Origin of the sequence: Pseudarthrobacter sp. NIBRBAC000502770, assembly GCF_006517815.1 — a bacterium.
Classification (GTDB): domain Bacteria; phylum Actinomycetota; class Actinomycetes; order Actinomycetales; family Micrococcaceae; genus Arthrobacter; species Arthrobacter niigatensis.
In genome coordinates, this window is sequence record NZ_CP041198.1 from 3816041 (window position 1) to 3831449 (window position 15409).

General features: G+C 67.5%; 18 protein-coding genes. 5 read left to right on the top strand and 13 right to left on the bottom strand.

Translation table 11 applies throughout. From position 1 onward, the window contains the following. Positions 1-82: 82 nt before the first annotated feature. The gene (locus NIBR502770_RS18125; RefSeq protein WP_141158772.1) at positions 83-463 is read left to right on the top strand and encodes a VOC family protein; all 381 of its coding nucleotides are present in this window, start codon (positions 83-85) and stop codon (positions 461-463) included. A gap of 11 nt (positions 464-474) precedes the next feature. Here the strand turns inward: NIBR502770_RS18125 and NIBR502770_RS18130 are convergent, their stop codons facing one another. Then, positions 475-876, bottom strand: a complete 402-nt coding sequence (locus NIBR502770_RS18130) for a DUF5997 family protein (RefSeq protein WP_141158771.1) — start codon at positions 874-876, stop codon at positions 475-477. Here NIBR502770_RS18130 and NIBR502770_RS18135 point away from each other — a divergent pair. Further along, complete coding sequence (locus tag NIBR502770_RS18135; protein ID WP_246857313.1) at positions 839-1660, top strand: LysR family substrate-binding domain-containing protein; 822 nt, start codon at positions 839-841, stop codon at positions 1658-1660. The two genes, NIBR502770_RS18130 and NIBR502770_RS18135, sit on opposite strands and share 38 nt — an antisense overlap. Before the next feature lie 106 nt (positions 1661-1766). Here NIBR502770_RS18135 and NIBR502770_RS18140 read toward each other — a convergent pair whose 3' ends face one another. The 3 genes from NIBR502770_RS18140 to NIBR502770_RS18150 are packed head-to-tail and all read right to left on the bottom strand — an operon-like array spanning position 1767 to position 3756. Beyond that, a complete protein-coding gene (locus NIBR502770_RS18140; RefSeq protein ID WP_141182869.1) occupies positions 1767-2429 on the bottom strand; it encodes a DUF3618 domain-containing protein in 663 nt (220 codons plus the stop codon). Continuing rightward, complete coding sequence (locus tag NIBR502770_RS18145) at positions 2426-2857, bottom strand: phage holin family protein (protein WP_141158388.1); 432 nt, start codon at positions 2855-2857, stop codon at positions 2426-2428. Before NIBR502770_RS18145 ends, NIBR502770_RS18140 begins: the two co-directional genes overlap by 4 nt. Beyond that, complete coding sequence (locus NIBR502770_RS18150; protein ID WP_141182870.1) at positions 2857-3756, bottom strand: hypothetical protein; 900 nt, start codon at positions 3754-3756, stop codon at positions 2857-2859. Before NIBR502770_RS18150 ends, NIBR502770_RS18145 begins: the two co-directional genes overlap by 1 nt. A 273-nt stretch (positions 3757-4029) precedes the next feature. Between NIBR502770_RS18150 and NIBR502770_RS21695 the strand changes: the two genes are divergently transcribed. Both NIBR502770_RS21695 and NIBR502770_RS18155 read left to right on the top strand, forming a co-directional pair. Beyond that, positions 4030-4152 (top strand): hypothetical protein, encoded by a 123-nt coding sequence (locus NIBR502770_RS21695; protein ID WP_256371921.1) that lies wholly within the window; start codon positions 4030-4032, stop codon positions 4150-4152. Then, on the top strand, positions 4149-4562 hold the full coding sequence (locus tag NIBR502770_RS18155) for a MarR family transcriptional regulator (protein WP_246857314.1): 414 nt from the start codon (positions 4149-4151) through the stop codon (positions 4560-4562). Before NIBR502770_RS21695 ends, NIBR502770_RS18155 begins: the two co-directional genes overlap by 4 nt. A 33-nt stretch (positions 4563-4595) precedes the next feature. Here NIBR502770_RS18155 and NIBR502770_RS18160 read toward each other — a convergent pair whose 3' ends face one another. The 7 genes from NIBR502770_RS18160 to rsgA form a co-directional block, all read right to left on the bottom strand. Further along, complete coding sequence (locus NIBR502770_RS18160) at positions 4596-4937, bottom strand: hypothetical protein (RefSeq protein WP_141182871.1); 342 nt, start codon at positions 4935-4937, stop codon at positions 4596-4598. A 22-nt stretch (positions 4938-4959) separates the two neighbouring features. Continuing rightward, a complete protein-coding gene (locus NIBR502770_RS18165) occupies positions 4960-6210 on the bottom strand; it encodes a D-arabinono-1,4-lactone oxidase (RefSeq protein ID WP_141182872.1) in 1251 nt (416 codons plus the stop codon). A 101-nt stretch (positions 6211-6311) separates the two neighbouring features. Next, positions 6312-7145, bottom strand: coding sequence for a pentapeptide repeat-containing protein (locus NIBR502770_RS18170; protein ID WP_141182873.1), 834 nt, complete (start codon positions 7143-7145; stop codon positions 6312-6314). Between the two features lie 32 nt (positions 7146-7177). Continuing rightward, entirely contained in the window at positions 7178-8944 is a 1767-nt protein-coding gene (locus tag NIBR502770_RS18175) for an amidase (protein WP_141182874.1), read from the bottom strand. Next, entirely contained in the window at positions 8941-10041 is a 1101-nt protein-coding gene (locus NIBR502770_RS18180) for an agmatine/peptidylarginine deiminase (protein WP_141182875.1), read from the bottom strand. Before NIBR502770_RS18180 ends, NIBR502770_RS18175 begins: the two co-directional genes overlap by 4 nt. A 42-nt stretch (positions 10042-10083) precedes the next feature. Next, positions 10084-10800, bottom strand: a complete 717-nt coding sequence (locus NIBR502770_RS18185) for an alpha/beta fold hydrolase (protein WP_141158763.1) — start codon at positions 10798-10800, stop codon at positions 10084-10086. Positions 10801-10844: 44 nt separating this feature from the next. Then, positions 10845-12008, bottom strand: a complete 1164-nt coding sequence (rsgA, locus tag NIBR502770_RS18190) for a ribosome small subunit-dependent GTPase A (RefSeq protein ID WP_141182876.1) — start codon at positions 12006-12008, stop codon at positions 10845-10847. Positions 12009-12380: 372 nt separating this feature from the next. Between rsgA and NIBR502770_RS18195 the strand changes: the two genes are divergently transcribed. Continuing rightward, positions 12381-13532 carry a diguanylate cyclase gene (locus NIBR502770_RS18195; RefSeq protein WP_141183495.1) on the top strand — a complete coding sequence of 384 codons (1152 nt, stop codon included), beginning with the start codon at positions 12381-12383 and terminating at the stop codon, positions 13530-13532. A 35-nt stretch (positions 13533-13567) separates the two neighbouring features. Here the strand turns inward: NIBR502770_RS18195 and NIBR502770_RS18200 are convergent, their stop codons facing one another. Next, positions 13568-14683, bottom strand: coding sequence for a Gfo/Idh/MocA family protein (locus NIBR502770_RS18200; protein WP_210418885.1), 1116 nt, complete (start codon positions 14681-14683; stop codon positions 13568-13570). Beyond that, entirely contained in the window at positions 14668-15366 is a 699-nt protein-coding gene (locus NIBR502770_RS18205) for a ThuA domain-containing protein (RefSeq protein ID WP_141182878.1), read from the bottom strand. Before NIBR502770_RS18205 ends, NIBR502770_RS18200 begins: the two co-directional genes overlap by 16 nt. Positions 15367-15409 lie beyond the last annotated feature (43 nt).

Genomic DNA, 15409 nt, shown 5'->3' on the forward strand with positions numbered 1-15409 from the left:
CGTCTTCCGGGCACAGCGTCAATGGCTGCGAAAGGGGGGCGCACAGCCTGGGAGTCACGGCGATGGGCGGTACCGTGGGACCATGCGACTCAAAATGTGCAGCATCCACGTCCAGGACCCCGCGGCCGCCCATGCCTTTTACACCGGCACACTCGGCTTCGACACCCTGATGGCCATGCCGGAGTACAACCTGTACATCATTAAGGATCCGGGAGCGGGGGACAGCTCCGTGGGACTGCTCCTGGAACCCAGCGACAACCCCATCGGCGCCAGTTACATGAACGCCGTCCGCGAGGCCGGCCTTCCTGCCATCGTGTTCGGCGTCCCCGATGTCCAGGCGGAGTATGACCGGCTGATGGCCGCCGGGGTGAGTTTCAAGACGCCGCCCACCACTGATTCATTCGGGACCAGCGCCGTGTTCGACGACGGCTGCGGCAACTACGTCCAAATCCACCAGGACTAAGGGGCGGGCAATCAGGCCTGGGCGCGGTCCTTCTTGGCCTGCTTCTTCGCGGCCTCGTCCTTGACCCGCTGGGCCTCGGCGCGGACGGCCGCGTGCGTGGCGCGCTCGGTGACGAGCCACTGCGGGGGCGCCTGCAGCAGCGCGGTGATCTCCGCCGTCGTGAGGGCTTCCTCCACGCCGCCGCGGGCCAGGCCGCTGATGGAAACGTTCAGCTTCTGCGCCACCACCGGGCGGGGGTGCGGCCCGTTGCGGCGGAGTTCGGCAAGCCATTCCGGCGGGTTGGCCTGGAGTTCGGCAAATTCCTCGCGGGTAATCGATGAATCCTGGAACTCCTGCGGGGTGGCCGGCAGGTAGATGCCAAGTTTCTTGGCAACGGTGGCCGGCTTCATGGACTGGGAGTTTGCAGAGGTCATGCTTCAAGGGTATCCGGGCGGCGGGTACTGTGAAGACGTGCCCGCCGACAATACCCCCACGCCCGATGGCCAGCCCACCCCTGACGATGCGGCCCAGCGCGTGTTGCGCATCGCGTACGTGGCAGGGGTGACGCCGGGCAAGTGGATCCGCCGCTGGGAAGAGCGGATGCCGGATATTCCCCTTGAAGCATTCATGGTCGACGACGGCGTGCAGCGTGACGTGCTGGACGACGGCAGGGCGCACATGGCATTTGTCCGTCTTCCCATTGAGCGCGAAGGCCTCAGCGTTATCCCGCTGTACGAGGAGCAGCCCGTGGTGGTTGCCCCGAAAGGCCATGAGATCTCGGTGTTCGAGGAGGTGGCCCTTGCCGACCTCGCACAGGAATCCTTCCTTGATCCTGCAACCCTGGGCGGACCGGATCCGGCCCTCCAGGTGGTGGCCTCCGGAGCCGGCCTGGTGATCCTTCCGATGTCAGTGGCGCGCCACTTCAACGTCAAAGACACGGTGGCGCGCAGGCTTACAGGGGCGGGGGGGACCGAAATCGCCCTGGCCTGGCCTGCGGAGGCCACGGACGAGGTGCTGGAGGAGTTCATCGGCGTGGTCCGAGGCCGCACCGCGCAGAGCTCCCGCCAGCCCTCCGCGCAGCCGCAGAAGGTCAAGAAGGAACCCAAGCCGGACCGCCGCGGCACAGGCACCAAGAAAGCGCCCAAGGTGGCACAGCGCTATGCCCCCAACCCGGACAAGGGCCGCGGCAAGGGGTCCCGCAAGAAGGGCAAGCGCTAGTCTCCCCTGAGAGACCCCGGGCCGTTGGTGATGGCCCGAACGGCGGCAAAGCCGGCCCCGCATCATGCGGAACCGGCTTCGCTGTAGTCCGTTTTACGCTGGCGGACTAGGTGTTTTGGATGTTGTCTTTGGCGTCTGTGGCGCGGTCTTTGACGTCGGTGGCGGCGTTTTGGCCTTCGGTTTTGACGTTGTGGGCGGCGTCGGTGGCGGTGGCTTTGACGTTGTCCATGGCTTCCTGGGCGGGTTCCTTGAGGTCCTGGGCCATGGTTTTGGCGGCGTCGGTGACCTGGGTGGCCAGGGGCTGGGCGGCGGTTTTGAGTTGGTCCGCGGCTTCGCGTTCTTTCTCGCTGGCGGGGATCAGGGAGGAGATGAGCATGCCGGCGCCGAACGCGATGAGCCCGGCGGCCAGGGGGTTCCCGGCGGTTTTGGCTTTGACCTGGTCCGGGGCGTTGGAGACGGCCTGGCCGGCGTCGGAGAGTTTCGCGGAGACCGCGTCTCCTGCCTGGTGGAGGTTGTCCCCGGCGGTGTTTAGGGCGTTGGTGGTGTGCCCGGTCCCGGTGGCGGTGGTGTCGTGGACCTTGGTGGTGGCGTGGTCTGCTGCGCCCATGATTTTCTCCTTCACCCCGGTCACGGCGTCGCGGACCTTGTCGGTTTGGCGGTGGACGATGTTGGACGGGGTGACTTTGTCGGCCACGGCGTCGACGTTGGTGCCCAGGCGGGCCCGGGTGGCTTCTATGTCTGCGCGGATGGCATCGGGGTTTTCGCTCATCGGTTTACCTCACCTGGTTTTAGGGTTGGGGGTATTTCTGCGAGGGTTTCCCCGGTTTGGGGCAGGCCCTTGATCTGTTTGAGTTCCTTCCGGCCGATGGAGGCCAGGACGGCGGCGATGATGGCCCAGAGCACGGCGACGATCAGCGCCGCCCAGCCCAGGGCCATGACGGCGCCGAGGGCGAACATCAGGGCCAGGGAGAGGAAGACCAGGACGAAGTGGCCGCCCACGCCGGCGCCGGCGAGCATGCCGGCGCCTTTGCCCGCGCGGGAGGTGGATTGTTTGAGTTCGGCCTTGGCCAGTTCCACTTCCTGGCGCATCAGGGTGGACAGGTCACGGGTCACGTCCCCGAGGAGTTCACCGATCGAGGCGTTATCCGCTTTCACATGCGCCGCGCTGGGCGGCGGCTCCGGAATCTGGCTGCTCATCACAAACCACCCGTGCCATGGCGGCCACTGCCGTAGGTACCGTCGGTTCCAGGTGCTTCTTCACCGCTGTACACACCGTTTTCGGCCCGGAAGGGGTCGTCTTCGAAGCGCAGGGGAGTCTCCTCGGCAGTCCCCGACGGCAGGGTGCTGGTGGACACAGGTGCGGAGCCGCGGACGGTGGGCTCATCGAAGAGGTCGTCGGTGCCCGCGGCGTAGACGGTCTCCTGGTGCAGGGGTGCTGCCGGCGGTGACTGCGCGGCGCGGTGCTGGGCTGGACCTTGTGCAGGGCTGGAATACCGCGCCTGCCCCTGCGCTTCGGGCGGGCCTGCGGTGAGGCCGCGGGTGAGGCGGCCGGCCAGGACGCCGGCGCCGGCGGCCAGGAGCAGGAAGGTCCCGGGCTTGTTCCGGGCGAAGCGTTGGACCTCGTTCAGGAGGTCACCCGGTTCCCGGTTTTCCAGCCAGGTGGCCATCGAGGAGGTGCGCTCCGCTGCCTGGCGGACCAGGTCACTGGCCATGCCCTGCTGGTCCGGGGCGCTGGCCATGCTGTGCAGCTGGGTGGAGATGTTGCGGATGCCCTCGGCAGCCTTCTGCTGCTGCGTGCCTGCCTGGCTGGTCAGGCCTGACTTCGCCTGTCCCAGCAGGTCCTGCGCATTGGCCTTCGCCTCATGCGCAACGTTCGCAGCCTCGTCCTTCGCCGTCTGGGCCACCCCCTGGGCGGCGGACGCCGCTTCACCGGCGACGTTGGAGGCCTCTTCCTTCGCTGCCTGCGACTTGGAGTTGCCATCCGGAGTGGATGGGTAGGAGGCGTGCTGGCGAGCTGGCTCGGTTCCGCCGTACGGATCGGCGATGGCCGGATCGTTGGCAGTGTGCGGGGTCTGGGGCCATTGGTTCTCTGTCATCTTCGCTCTCTTTCGGAAAGGGTTAGCTGGCGATCAGGAACCAGCAATGCTGGCGACTTAGTAAGCAAGGTTACTAACCAGATACTAAGCACACTTCCCATTTCGATTGCAAGGGGCGGGCCGTCCGGCTTTCTATTCACCAGGCCTTTCCAAGGGCCCGGAGATGGGCGGATAGTAAGCCTACTTGCGAATACGTTGCTAAGCATGCTTATTGTAGGGGTGTAGCGACGCAGGGTGACCAGCAATTCGCCACCAATAGGAAGGCCGCGGCCGATGACCAGCAATCTCGATCCGGACGCCCGGAGCAGCTACCGCCTGATTACTTTGGCGGCGCGGCTGATCCAGCGGCGCCAGGACGATGCACTGGCCCCCTTGGCCTCACCCGTGCGGCCGTGATCGCACTGGAAGGCCTCACCGGGGGCCCACTGAACCAGGAACAGCTTGCCGACGCCATCAGGGTCCAGAGCCAGACGCTGGGCAGGGTCCTCACGCGCCTGGAAAATACAGGACTCATCACCAGGACCCGCCGGACCTCGGACCGCCGCCAGCTGAAGGTGGAGCTGACGGATGCCGGTGTGGCAGCCGTCGAAGCGGCGCGGCAAGCGGAGGTTAACGCCTATCCCGATGATCCGGACATTGGCTGGAACGTACTCCGGAAGGAACTCACCAAGTTTGTCCGCGCCGTCCCGCCCGGCCGGGACACCGACGTGGTCCCGTTCGCACCGCCGGAACACCGTACGGGGCACCGCCCCCAAGCCGGCCGGGCAGCCGGCATGCGGGGCTGGGAACAGCCGCGCCAAAACTGACCCGGGTTACCAGAGCTGACCCGGCTTGCGCGCTCATGCCCGGCAGGCGTCCTGCAGTGCCCGGAGGGAGTCTGCGGGCACCTGGTCTCCGGACTCCGCAACCTGGCCCAGCGGCGTCGTAATCTCTGCGGGCACCCCTGCTGATTTGGCGGCCGAGACCAAGCCGGCCAGCGCCTTGCGGTCCTCGGGGCTGACCAGGCCGTCCTTGACGACGGCGCAGATTTGCCTGTTGACCTCCTGCGCGGCGGCCGAGGCAGCTTTTGAAGCGGCATCGCTGGCAGCGGTACCCGCTGCGTCCCCCACTGCGCCGCATCCCGTCAGCAGGAGGGTGGCGGCCAGGGCGGTGGCTGGTACGACGGCGGGGCGGAAAGTCATGCCCCCAGCGTACCGGCGTTCCCTACCGCCGGGCCGGGACACCCAGGATGCTGTCCAGCAGCCTGTTCCGGAATTTGCCTTCGGGATCATGCCCGGCGGCAAACGCACGGAAATCTGCGAAGCGGGGGTACAGGGCCTCCCAGTCATGGCCGTCCGGCGTGAACAGCTTGCCCCAGTGCGGCCTCGCGCCAAAGGGGCGCAGGGCCTCCTCAAGGACTGGAAGGAAGGCCTCCACCTCAGGTTGCAGCGGCTTCCAGGTGAAATGGAGCGCGACGCTCTGCTGGCGGTGGAACGGGCTGAGCCAGAACTCGTCCGCGGCGCCGGTGCGGATCTCCGAGACGAACAGCAGGGGCGTGAGGCCTTCTGCCAGCGCGCGGACGGCCTGGAGGGCGGCTGGGGCGTGTTCGATGGGAAGGATGAACTCACTCTGGAGTTCGTCTCCGTTGCTCGGCGTGAACTCGTGCCGGAAGTGCGGCAGCCGGTCCAGCCACAGGCCGGGTTCGTCCAGCTGCGCCGTGCAGTTTTCCGCCGACATTTCCGGTAGGGGGTGCCGCGGCTGCAGGGCGGCGGTGGCCCCGAACAGGCTGGGAAGCGGCAGCTCCCCGTCCAGCGCCTTGAGCCATACCTGGTTGACCGCGGAGCCCCCGTAGTCCGTAAACAGGCTCACGCTGTAGGCGGCCGACACAATAGTGCTGAAATCGGCCAGGGCGTTGTCCCACGGCAGGTCTTCGAGGACCCGCTGGCGCATCCTGAAGCTGGGCTGCACTGCCAGTTCCAGGCCGGTGACGATGCCAACGGCTCCGACTCCCACCACGCTGGCCAGGAACTCGTCCCCGTCCTCCCGGGTCAGCGTTACCTGCTCGCCGGACGCCCGCACCAGGTCGATCGATTCCACGGCCCCGGCGAGGGACTGGTTGTTCACGCCCGAGCCGTGGGTGCCGGTCTGCACAGCACCTGCCACCGAGATGTGCGGCAGCGAGGCCAGGTTGTGGATTGCCACGCCGGACTCCTCAAGGGTCCGGCACAGTGCCCCGTAACTGACGCCACCACTGACGCGCACCGTGCCACGGCTGGGGTCCAGGTCCACCCGCTGCGGCAGCGCATCAAGCAGCACGTGGACCCCGTCAGTGTCACCCACGCGGTTGAACGAGTGCCGTGACCCCAGGGCCTTGACCCGTGGCGAAGCGGCCACGATGGCCGCCAGCTCCGCAACGGACTCCGGCCGCCTGACATCAGCCGAGGAGTATTCGAGGTTTCCTGCCCAGTTCTTCATCGAGTGGCTTTCGCTTGGCGTCGGTTTCCTCCCACTGTCAGCGCTCACAATCACGGCTGTCAAGGCGCATCCGCTGGGTGGGCGGGAGGCCCCGGTGCGGGTTAGGGGACCCAGTGGGCAGGCTGTTCCAGTCCTGCGGGGAGCCGGGTGGACGCGCTGCCGCGGGCGGCGGCAACCTGCGCCTGGGTGAGGAATAGGGCATGACTGAGGTCTGCGTCGTCGAGCCTTGCATCCCGCAGGTCCGCGCCCAGCAGGTCCACTGCGGTCAGGTCTGCTCCGCGGAGGTCGGCGGCGATCAGGCAGGCGCCGCGAAGATCTGCGCCGCACAGCGCCAACCCGCCCAGGCGTGCTCCGGCAAGGTCCGAGCCTGGTGCCAGGCGGGCAGGCTGTGGGGCATCGTCGATATACCCGGCGCGGACCTCCTCACTGACCCAGCGCAGAGTTTCGCCCACTTGCCGGTGGAGGGTCGCGACATCGGCTGCCAGGACCTCGCCAAGCCCGCCTTCGGCGACCTTCCGGACGCTCGACTCCACCTGGCGCACCTCGATTGCGGTATCCGCGCTGTAGGCCACCGTCGCCGCCTGGGCCAGGTGCCACAGCATTTCGTGGAGTTGGCGCAGGATCCGGAAGGCCGTGAACATGTCCGTTGCCGTTTCCGGGTCTTCCCGCCACGAGGTTCCGTTGAACAGCCGCCTGCTGACGGCCTGCCCTGCGCCGAAGCAGTCGAAGACCGTGCAGCCGGCAAAACCGCGTGCCCGGAGCCTGTCATGGATGGTGCAGGAAAAGTCTGTGGCGAGGTTGGAGCACGGCGTGGCCGGCGGCTTGTCGACGGCAAAGTCTGCGGAGCGGGCAAAACCGAAGGCCGTGCAGCACAGGGCAAAGCAGTGTGAGCAGTCAGGCCGAAGGGCGGCTGGGTTGGCAAGAGGCCGTGCCATGCGTCCAGACTACCCACCAGGGCTGGCTTCGTTCAGTCACTTTCTCCTGCAGGCGTGGTGCGGGGAGGTGGCATGCGCCGGTTCCCGGTGGCTTCGAAGGCCGCGGCCAGCCGGAGCAGGTCCGTGTCGCTGTAGGCTTTGCCGGCGATGGTCAGGCCCACCGGCATGGCGATGTCAGTAGCCAGGCCCATCGGGACGGTGACCGTGGGAATGCCGAGGTGCCGGGGGACAAGGTTGCCGTTGGATACCCAGACGCCGTTGCGCCAGGCCGTGTCCGCCGAAGCGGGGTTCGTGTCAGCGTCCGCCGGGGCCACATCCGCAGCGGCGGGAAACACCACCGCGTCCAGGCCCAGCCGGTCCATCCATGCCTCCAGGTCCACCCGGCGCGTCTCTTCGAGTCCGGCCAGGCCCGTGGGCAGGTGCGGAATGTGGGCGAGGTCCGGAACGCCGTGCTCCCGGATCCATGCGGGATAGTCAGCGATGTCGTCGTCGAAGCCGTCGTAGCGGTCCGGCAATGCACCGTCCGGGGCGGGGAAGATCGCGGAGCCGTCCACGTCTGCGAGGCGGTTCAGCTGCGGATCACCGTTGGCCTCAAGGAAGTCATTCCATGCCCAGGCTGACAGGTCAACGATTTCCCGGCGCAAATATGCCGGGGACACCAGGCCTCGGGTGGCGATGGTGGGTGCGCCCGGCCGGTCCCCTTCGTAGTTGGACACCACGGGGAAGTCCACCTCGATGACCTCGGCACCAGCCGCTTCCAGGTCGCGGCGGGCCGCCTCCCACAGCGCAATGATGGACGCTCGGGTTTCGATCCGCTGCCCTGTGGGACCACCAATGCCCGGGGCGTCGGCGGTGCCGGCCTGCGGGTCCGCGTTGATGTACATCCGGGGCACGCCCAAACGCTTCCCTGCCAGTACGCCTGCCGCGGCGGCTGCGTCAGGGACGCCCAGGGAAACATACGACGGCGGGCGGACACTTGATGCCTTGGGTACCGGGATCCACGGCTGGACGCGCCAGAAGTCGCCGCGGGGGTTGGTGTCGTCGGCTACCACCACGTCCAGGACCTCCAGCATGTCCGCCACGGTGCGGGTGTGCGGAACTACTACGTCCATGGTGGGAACGAGCGGCCAGTTCCCGCGGACGGAGATCACGCCGCGGGACGGTGTGTAGGCGCAGAGGGCGTTGTTCGACGCCGGGGCGCGGCCGGAGGACCAGGTCTCTTCCGCGAGGCCGAACGCCGCGAAGCTGGCGGCGGTGGCGGTCCCGGAGCCGTTGGATGAACCCGACGCGAATGCGGCCGTGAGGTAGTCCGCGTTGTAGGGGCTTTCCGCCCGGCCGTAGACCCCGCGCTGCATCCCGCCGTTGGCCATGGGAGGCATGTTGGTAAGACCGATCAGGATTGCGCCGCCGGCCCGGAGCCGTCCAATGGTGAAGGCGTCGCGCTGCGCCACCAGGTCCTTGAACGCCGGGGAGCCGGCGGCCACGGTGAGGCCGCGGACCTGGTAGCTGTCCTTCGCCGTGTAGGGGATGCCGTCCAGAGGGCCCAGCGTGAAGCCGGCGGCCCGGCGCCGGTCGGACGCCTGCGCTTCAGCGACGGCCTCCGGGTTCATGACCACCATGGCATTTAGGCATATGCCTGATGAGTCATATTTTAGGATTCGCTCCAGGTACAGCTCCACCAGCTCCTCGCTGGTGACCTGGCCCGACTCGAGCGCGGAACGCAGCCGGCTGATGCCGGCCTCGACGACGTTGAATGAGCGGACTGCGGGCACGGGCTTCTGCTCCTCAACCAGGTTCACGCGGCCTCCTCCTTCGGGGCCGGCTGCTGCTGGGTGATGCAGTGGATGCCACCGCCAAAGGCGAAGATGTCCCGGGCGTCCACCAGTTCCACGGTTCGTCCGGGGTAGGTACGTTCCAGGATGCCGGCGGCGATGGCGTCGTTGGGGTCATCGAAGGCGCAGAGCACCACCACGTCGTTGGCCACGTAGTGGTTGATGTAGGACCAGTCCACCCACCCTTCGCCGTCCTTGAGCGTGGTGGGGGCCGGAACGTCGATAATCCGCAGGGGCCGCCCCTGGGCATCCAGCTGGCCTCCGAGGACGGCTTTCAGCTGAAGATAGACCGCGTGGTCGGGATGGGCAGGATCGTCCTGCCGGTGCAACAGGATGGTGCCGGGCCCGCCAAAGGCGGCGACAATGTCCACGTGGCCGCGGGTGCCGAATTCGTCGTAGTCCCGGGTGAGGCCGCGCGGAAGCCAGATGGCCTTGGTGGTGCCCAGGGCCGCGTGGACTTCCGCCTCGACCGATTCCTTGGTGGCGCCAGGGTTGCGGCCGGGATCGAGCTGGACCGTCTCGGTCAACAGCACGGTGCCTTCGCCGTCCACGTGGAATCCGCCGCCCTCGTTCACCAGGGAGCTCGGCCGCACCGGCACATCGATGCCGGCTGCCACGCTTCGGGCAACGTTTTGGTCCTTGGACCAGGCGGCCCAGTGCTGCGCGCCCCAGCCGTTGAAGATCCAGTCGACGGCGGCCAGCGAGCCGTCCGCCGAGTGAACGAAGGTGGGGCCGCTGTCACGCAGCCAGGCGTCGTCCAGCGGAATCTCCAGGACGTCGATGCCCTGGCCGAGCCATTCCCGCGCGGGAGTGGCATCCCGTGGATCGGCGATGACAGTGACGGGCTCATAGCGGGCGATGACCCGGGCCACCTTGCTCCACGCGGCCCGCGCCCGGTCCAAAGTGGAGCTTCCCACAGGGCCGAAGGTGTCGTTGGGCGGCGGGAAAGCCATCCACGTCCGCTGGTGGGGCTCCCACTCTGCGGGCATGCGGCCCGCGGGCCCGGTATGGACATGGCCGGGGGCAGCACTGCCCTCGGTTGCGGTCGAATAAATGAATGCCATTCATTTATTATGGGGACCATGCCGGCCCTGCGCAAGGGTAATTCAGACCCGGGAGGTGTTGGTGCGGTCAACGGCCGCCAGGATGGCCTGCGCCAGTTGCTCCGGCTTGGTGAATTGGGGCCAGTGCCCTGTGGGCAGGTCGATGTACTCCACGTCATGGACCTTGGCCAGCTCGGAGACGAACGGGTGCCCGGCCGCGACCCATTCACGGATCATGGCGGACGGAAACTCGCACGCGATCACGGTGGCGGGTACGTCGTAGCGGCCTTCATCATGCAGTTGCTGCTTGCCGTACGCCACGCCCCGGGGCTCCGGAATGGCACGGGCACGGAAGGCCTGGCGAAGCCCGTCGTCCAGGTCCACCAGGTCGGCGTCGTCGAAGCTTTCCCAGGGCGGAAGGGGAATGTCGTCACCCTCGGCGGGCAGTTCGTCATTGATCACACCCCCTTCGCCCAGTGGGCCGCTGTCCACATAGATGGCGCGCTGCACCTTGTCCGGCCGTGCGTCGACGGCCCCGTGGATGATTGCGCCACCTCCCGAATGCCCCACCAGGACCACCCTGCCGCCCATGGCGTCGACGGCCTGGACCACGGCATCAATGTGGTCCTGCAGCCCTATTCCGGCCCGGCTGGAGTCCACGGATTCCAGTCCGGGCAGGGTCAGGGGGTGGGGCCGGTGGCCCGCTGCCTCCAGAGCAGGTGTTACCTCCGCCCATGATGAAGCGTCCAACCAGAAGCCGGGTACCAGGATGATGTCCATGACCGCACCCTACCCCCCACCCCCTGCGCAGGAACAAGGGGCCGCTACCGCTTCCGGTTCCGGCCTTTCCCGGCGTTCCGGCTGCCGCGTTCGAAGGCCTCGCGCTCAGCGGAGCGCTGAGACTTTCCCGCAGACACCACCTTCTGCTGCCACTCCCGGTGGTATGCGCGCTGGGCAGCAACGTCGGAGCGGCGGGCCAGGGCTGCGAGTTCACGCTGCATCTTCAGGTACGAATTCCAGCGCCGCTCCTCCAGGACGCCCCTGTCAATTGCGTCCCGGACCGCGCACCCTGGCTCAGTTCCGTGCGAGCAGTCCGCAAACCGGCAGCCGGCAGCCAGCTCCTCCACATCGCCGAACATGCTGCCCAGGCCTTCGCCGGCGTCGAACAGCCCGAAACCGCGGACCCCTGGGGTGTCCATCAGCACCGTACCGTTGGACAGCGGCACCAGTTCGCGGGCGGTGGTGGTGTGCTTGCCCTTGAAGTCGCCGGACCGCACCTCCCCGGTCTGCTGGACCTCGCGGCCCACCAGGGCATTGATCAAGGTGGATTTGCCCGCGCCGGACGGACCCAGGAGCACGATGGTGCCACGGGCGGGGATGCGGGACATCAGTTCGTCGATCCCGCTGCCGTTCCCGGCTGAGGTGGTCACCACGTCCACGCCGGCCGCCTGCAGGATGACCTTCCCGACGACGTCGTCCGCCACCTGCGCAAGGTCGGCCTTGGTGATGATCACCAGGGGAGTGGCACCCGAGTCCCATACCGCCACCAGGGTCCGTTCCAGCCGGTTGTGGGTGAGCGGCCGGTCCACGGGCACCACCACGCCAACCGTGTCCATGTTGGCGGCAAGGACCTGCTCGGCCGACGAGTCCTCGAAGGCACGTTTGCGGCTGAGCTCGGACCGGCGGGGCAGGACAGCCAGGATCTGCCGTCCGCCGGCGCGGTTGGGGCCGATCCAGACCCAGTCGCCGGTAACGGGCTGGTCGCCGGTCAGCGGGTATGGCAGGTGGAGCAGACCGTCAGCGACGGCCACCAGCAGCAGCGTTCGGTCCACGCGCACCACCCGGCCGGTGCCGGTGGCCTCGGGGTTGGGGTGCGCGGCGAAATGGCGGGCGACGGCGGGCGTGTAGCCGTAGGCGAAGGGGCCCTCGGCTGTTGAAGGGGTGTTGATGCCAGGGTTGTCCAGGGCGTTGCCTGAAGGAATATGCACGTTGGTTTCCTCGGAAAGGTTCCCGGTGCAGGCGCGGGGTATCCGGCAGGTTTCTCAGGAAAGGCGCGTGCAACGGGAAAGGATGGTTGATGGTGTTGATGCGGGGCGCTCACGGCGCGCGGCAATTGCAGTCATCAACGCCACCTCCTCTCCCTCGTGCGGGTCCCGTCACCCTGCCGGGAACGGCAGGATGGGGCCGGGACCCACTTTAGTAGCCGCCGGCGTCGGGCACCAGAGCCTGGACCACAAGGGGGCGGACACCCTCCGCCCGCTAGGCCGGCCCCCGTGGTGGGCAGGACCTTCTGCGATGTCAGGGTGGAATGCAATACTGTCGTGAGCAGCATTCGCCGCGTTTGGGGGGACTTCTGGCACATGGTTCTGGATACGGCAACCCTGCGCATCGCTTTCGGCCTGATGGCCCTGGTGCTGGTGGTCCTGTTCTATTTTTCCGCCTACCGGGTGACGCGCTCGCCGTACAGCGCCTGGTGGTGCGCAGCCCTGCTGTTCTTCCTGTCCGGATCGGGTTGCTTCCTCCTGGACGGCACCCCCCACCAGGTGTGGGCCAACCCGGTGGGCAACACCCTGCTGGTCCACGGCGGTGTTGCTGTGTGGGCCGGCGCGCGGTCGCTGCGGACGGTGCGCCCGCCCAAATGGGCCTTTACCGGTATCCCCCTGGCCACCCTGGTTGCCTCCCTGCTGGACCATCCCGCCACCAATACCTGGTCCGGCGGCCCGGTGTTCCTCGCCGCGATGAGCCTGACCATCGGCATGGCATCGCGCGAGCTGTGGCGGCTGGAACCGGGCTACTCACGGGTACGCATCCCCATGGCCGTGGCCGCCGGCGGGCTGTCCGTTTTCTACTTCTTCCGCTGGCTGGCTTTCCTGGTTGAAGGCCCCGACGGTCCCGTTTTCGTCACCGTCTTTGGATCGGCAGTCACCACCATGGTCACCATGGTGCTCTTGGTGGTGGTGTCCTTCAGCATGGCGGCGTTGAGCAGCGAGCAGCAGACCCGCGCCCTGCGGGTGGTGGCTTCCCGGGACGACCTCACCGGGCTGTTGAACCGGAAGGCCTTCATGGACCTTGCGGCGGAGCAGTTGGCCGACCGGAGCATCACGGGCGGCTCCGGGGCCCTGATCCTTGCCGACCTGGACCATTTCAAGGCGGTCAACGATACCCACGGCCATGCCGCCGGCGACCTGGCGCTGCAGGCCTTCGCCGGCGCCTGCGTTGCCACGGTCCGGTCCACCGACCTGATCGGCAGGTACGGCGGGGAAGAGTTTGTCATCCTGGTCCCGGGGGCTAGCGCCGAACGCGCGGAAACCATCGCGGAGGAGATCAGCAGGCGGCTGGCCGTCGCCCAAACCCTGAACGGAATGGAGATGCCCACCGCCAGTTACGGGATTTCCACGTACGGCGCCGGGACCTCCGACGTTGACGACCTCGTGGCCTCCGCGGATGCCGCCTTATACAGGGCCAAGTCCCTGGGCCGGAACCGCGCCGCCCGCAGCGACGAGCTGTACTAGCCGGGCTGCGCCGGCGGCACGGTTCCGCCAATCTGCTACTTGGGCTGGAGTGCGTCCGCCCGCTCCGCCAGGACCGTCAGCTCCACGCGGTCAGGGCGGTCGACGGTGCTGTGGATCGCCACCGAAGTGCCCTTGTGGGCGGACTCCAGCAGGGATTCCATGACCTCCAGGGCGTGGTAGGCAAGGGCGCCGCCGGCCCGGGGCTCCTTGCCCTGCGGGGTGGCGGCCAGGTCCGCGATGCCGAACCCGCGGCCGGAATCAACATACCCGGCGGACACCGGAAGGGTTTCCCAGTCCGTGGCACCGAGCGGGAACAGTTCGACGTCCCCGTCGAAGTGGTTGGGGTCCGGTACCACCAGGGAGCCGCGCTCACCGTGGATCTCGATGTTTGGCGACTTGGATTTTACGGCGTCGAAGCTCATGAAGAGCGTAGACAGTGCCCCGGAGGCGTGGACCAGGACGCCGGTGACGTGGGAGTCGATGGTCACGGGGACTTTTTCGCCCTGCCGCGCCCCCGAGCCGATGGTCCGCTCGTCCCGGGTGTGGCTGGCGGCGCCCAGTACCGACGTCACGGGACCCAGCAGTGTCACGAGAGCGGTGACGTAGTAGGGGCCCATATCGAGGAGGGGGCCGCCGCCGGGCTGGTAGTAGAAGTCCGGGTTGGGATGCCAGCGTTCGTGGCCCGGGGTGGCCATGGTGGCAGACGCCGAGATGGGTGCGCCGATCAGTCCGTCGTCGATCGCCTTGCGGGCGGTCTGGATCCCCGTGCCCAGCACGGTGTCAGGTGCACAGCCGACGACGACGCCCGCCTCCCGTGCAGCATCCAGCACCCGGCGGGCTTCTTCGGTGGTAGCAGCGAGGGGCTTTTCACCATAGACGCTTTTGCCGGCAGCGATCGCCCTCAGTGCCACGTCGGCGTGTGCGGCCGGGATGGTGAGGTTCAGGACCAGGTCGACGTCGGCTGCGGAGAGCAGGTCCTCCACGGACAGGGCGCGGACGCCGTCGTAATCATCCGCAACTGCCTGCGCACGTGCCGGGTCCAGGTCCGCGACGGCCACCAGCCGGACCTGGTCCAGCCGGCGGAAGTTGGCGAGGTACTGCGCGATGATGGCTCCGCAGCCAATGATTCCGACGTTCAACGGCTTGCCCACAGCAGGCCCCTTTCGATGATGGTGCGTACGTTCTGGTCCTGGAGGATTTCCACGCGGTGCCCTGGGGTGGACACGAAGATCCGGCCCTTGCCCCATTGGCGGGTCCAGATGGCGGGAGACGTCACTTCGCGGTTCCAGGGGTCCCACGCGCGGACTTTTTGCGTGGTGGTGGCCAGGATGTCCACGTAGTCGTCCGAGAGGACCCAGTACTGTTCGGTGACCAGGTCAAAGTCCTTGATGCCCTTGGTGATGGGGTGGTCTGCTGCGGCCGGCAGCATGTTGACGGTATAGGGCACGTAGTTGTCCGACTGCTCGCCGCTGCACTCGTCCGGGTGCTTGCCGGGGTGGCAGGCGAACTGGCCGCCGATCAGGTGCAGGTAGTCCGAGGTGTTCCGGTAGGAATCGGCGATCCCGCCGTGCCAGCCGGCCAGGCCGGTGCCGTTCTCCACGGCCGCCCGCAGCCCGGCGAACTCGTCTTTTTCGATCGTGCTCATGGTCATGCACTGCATGATCAGGTCCACGCCTGCCATGTATTCGGCGTCGGCGTAGACCTTGGGGGATTCCTCCACCCGGACGTCGTAGCCGTTGTCCTTGAGGTAGGGAATGAAGAGCTCCGTGGCCTCGTACGGCTGGTGGCCGTCCCAGCCGCCGCGGACGACCAGCGCATTCTTGCGATCTGTCATTGAGGTTTCCTTTGTCTGGCTGCCGGCTCGTGCCGGCAAGGCT

What these genes read in the sequence shown, in the direction of transcription:
- NIBR502770_RS18180 (WP_141182875.1), bottom strand. Translation starts at nt 10,041, where the DNA reads ATGGCATTCATTTATTCGACCGCAACCGAGGGCAGTGCTGCCCCCGGC.
- NIBR502770_RS18185 (WP_141158763.1), bottom strand. Translation starts at nt 10,800, where the DNA reads ATGGACATCATCCTGGTACCCGGCTTCTGGTTGGACGCTTCATCATGG.
- NIBR502770_RS18125 (WP_141158772.1), top strand. Translation starts at nt 83, where the DNA reads ATGCGACTCAAAATGTGCAGCATCCACGTCCAGGACCCCGCGGCCGCC.
- NIBR502770_RS18195 (WP_141183495.1), top strand. Translation starts at nt 12,381, where the DNA reads ATGGTTCTGGATACGGCAACCCTGCGCATCGCTTTCGGCCTGATGGCC.
- NIBR502770_RS18170 (WP_141182873.1), bottom strand. Translation starts at nt 7,145, where the DNA reads ATGGCACGGCCTCTTGCCAACCCAGCCGCCCTTCGGCCTGACTGCTCA.
- NIBR502770_RS18140 (WP_141182869.1), bottom strand. Translation starts at nt 2,429, where the DNA reads ATGAGCGAAAACCCCGATGCCATCCGCGCAGACATAGAAGCCACCCGG.
- NIBR502770_RS18145 (WP_141158388.1), bottom strand. Translation starts at nt 2,857, where the DNA reads ATGAGCAGCCAGATTCCGGAGCCGCCGCCCAGCGCGGCGCATGTGAAA.
- NIBR502770_RS18150 (WP_141182870.1), bottom strand. Translation starts at nt 3,756, where the DNA reads ATGACAGAGAACCAATGGCCCCAGACCCCGCACACTGCCAACGATCCG.
- NIBR502770_RS18160 (WP_141182871.1), bottom strand. Translation starts at nt 4,937, where the DNA reads ATGACTTTCCGCCCCGCCGTCGTACCAGCCACCGCCCTGGCCGCCACC.
- NIBR502770_RS18130 (WP_141158771.1), bottom strand. Translation starts at nt 876, where the DNA reads ATGACCTCTGCAAACTCCCAGTCCATGAAGCCGGCCACCGTTGCCAAG.
- NIBR502770_RS18205 (WP_141182878.1), bottom strand. Translation starts at nt 15,366, where the DNA reads ATGACAGATCGCAAGAATGCGCTGGTCGTCCGCGGCGGCTGGGACGGC.
- NIBR502770_RS21695 (WP_256371921.1), top strand. Translation starts at nt 4,030, where the DNA reads ATGACCAGCAATCTCGATCCGGACGCCCGGAGCAGCTACCGCCTGATT.
- NIBR502770_RS18165 (WP_141182872.1), bottom strand. Translation starts at nt 6,210, where the DNA reads ATGAAGAACTGGGCAGGAAACCTCGAATACTCCTCGGCTGATGTCAGG.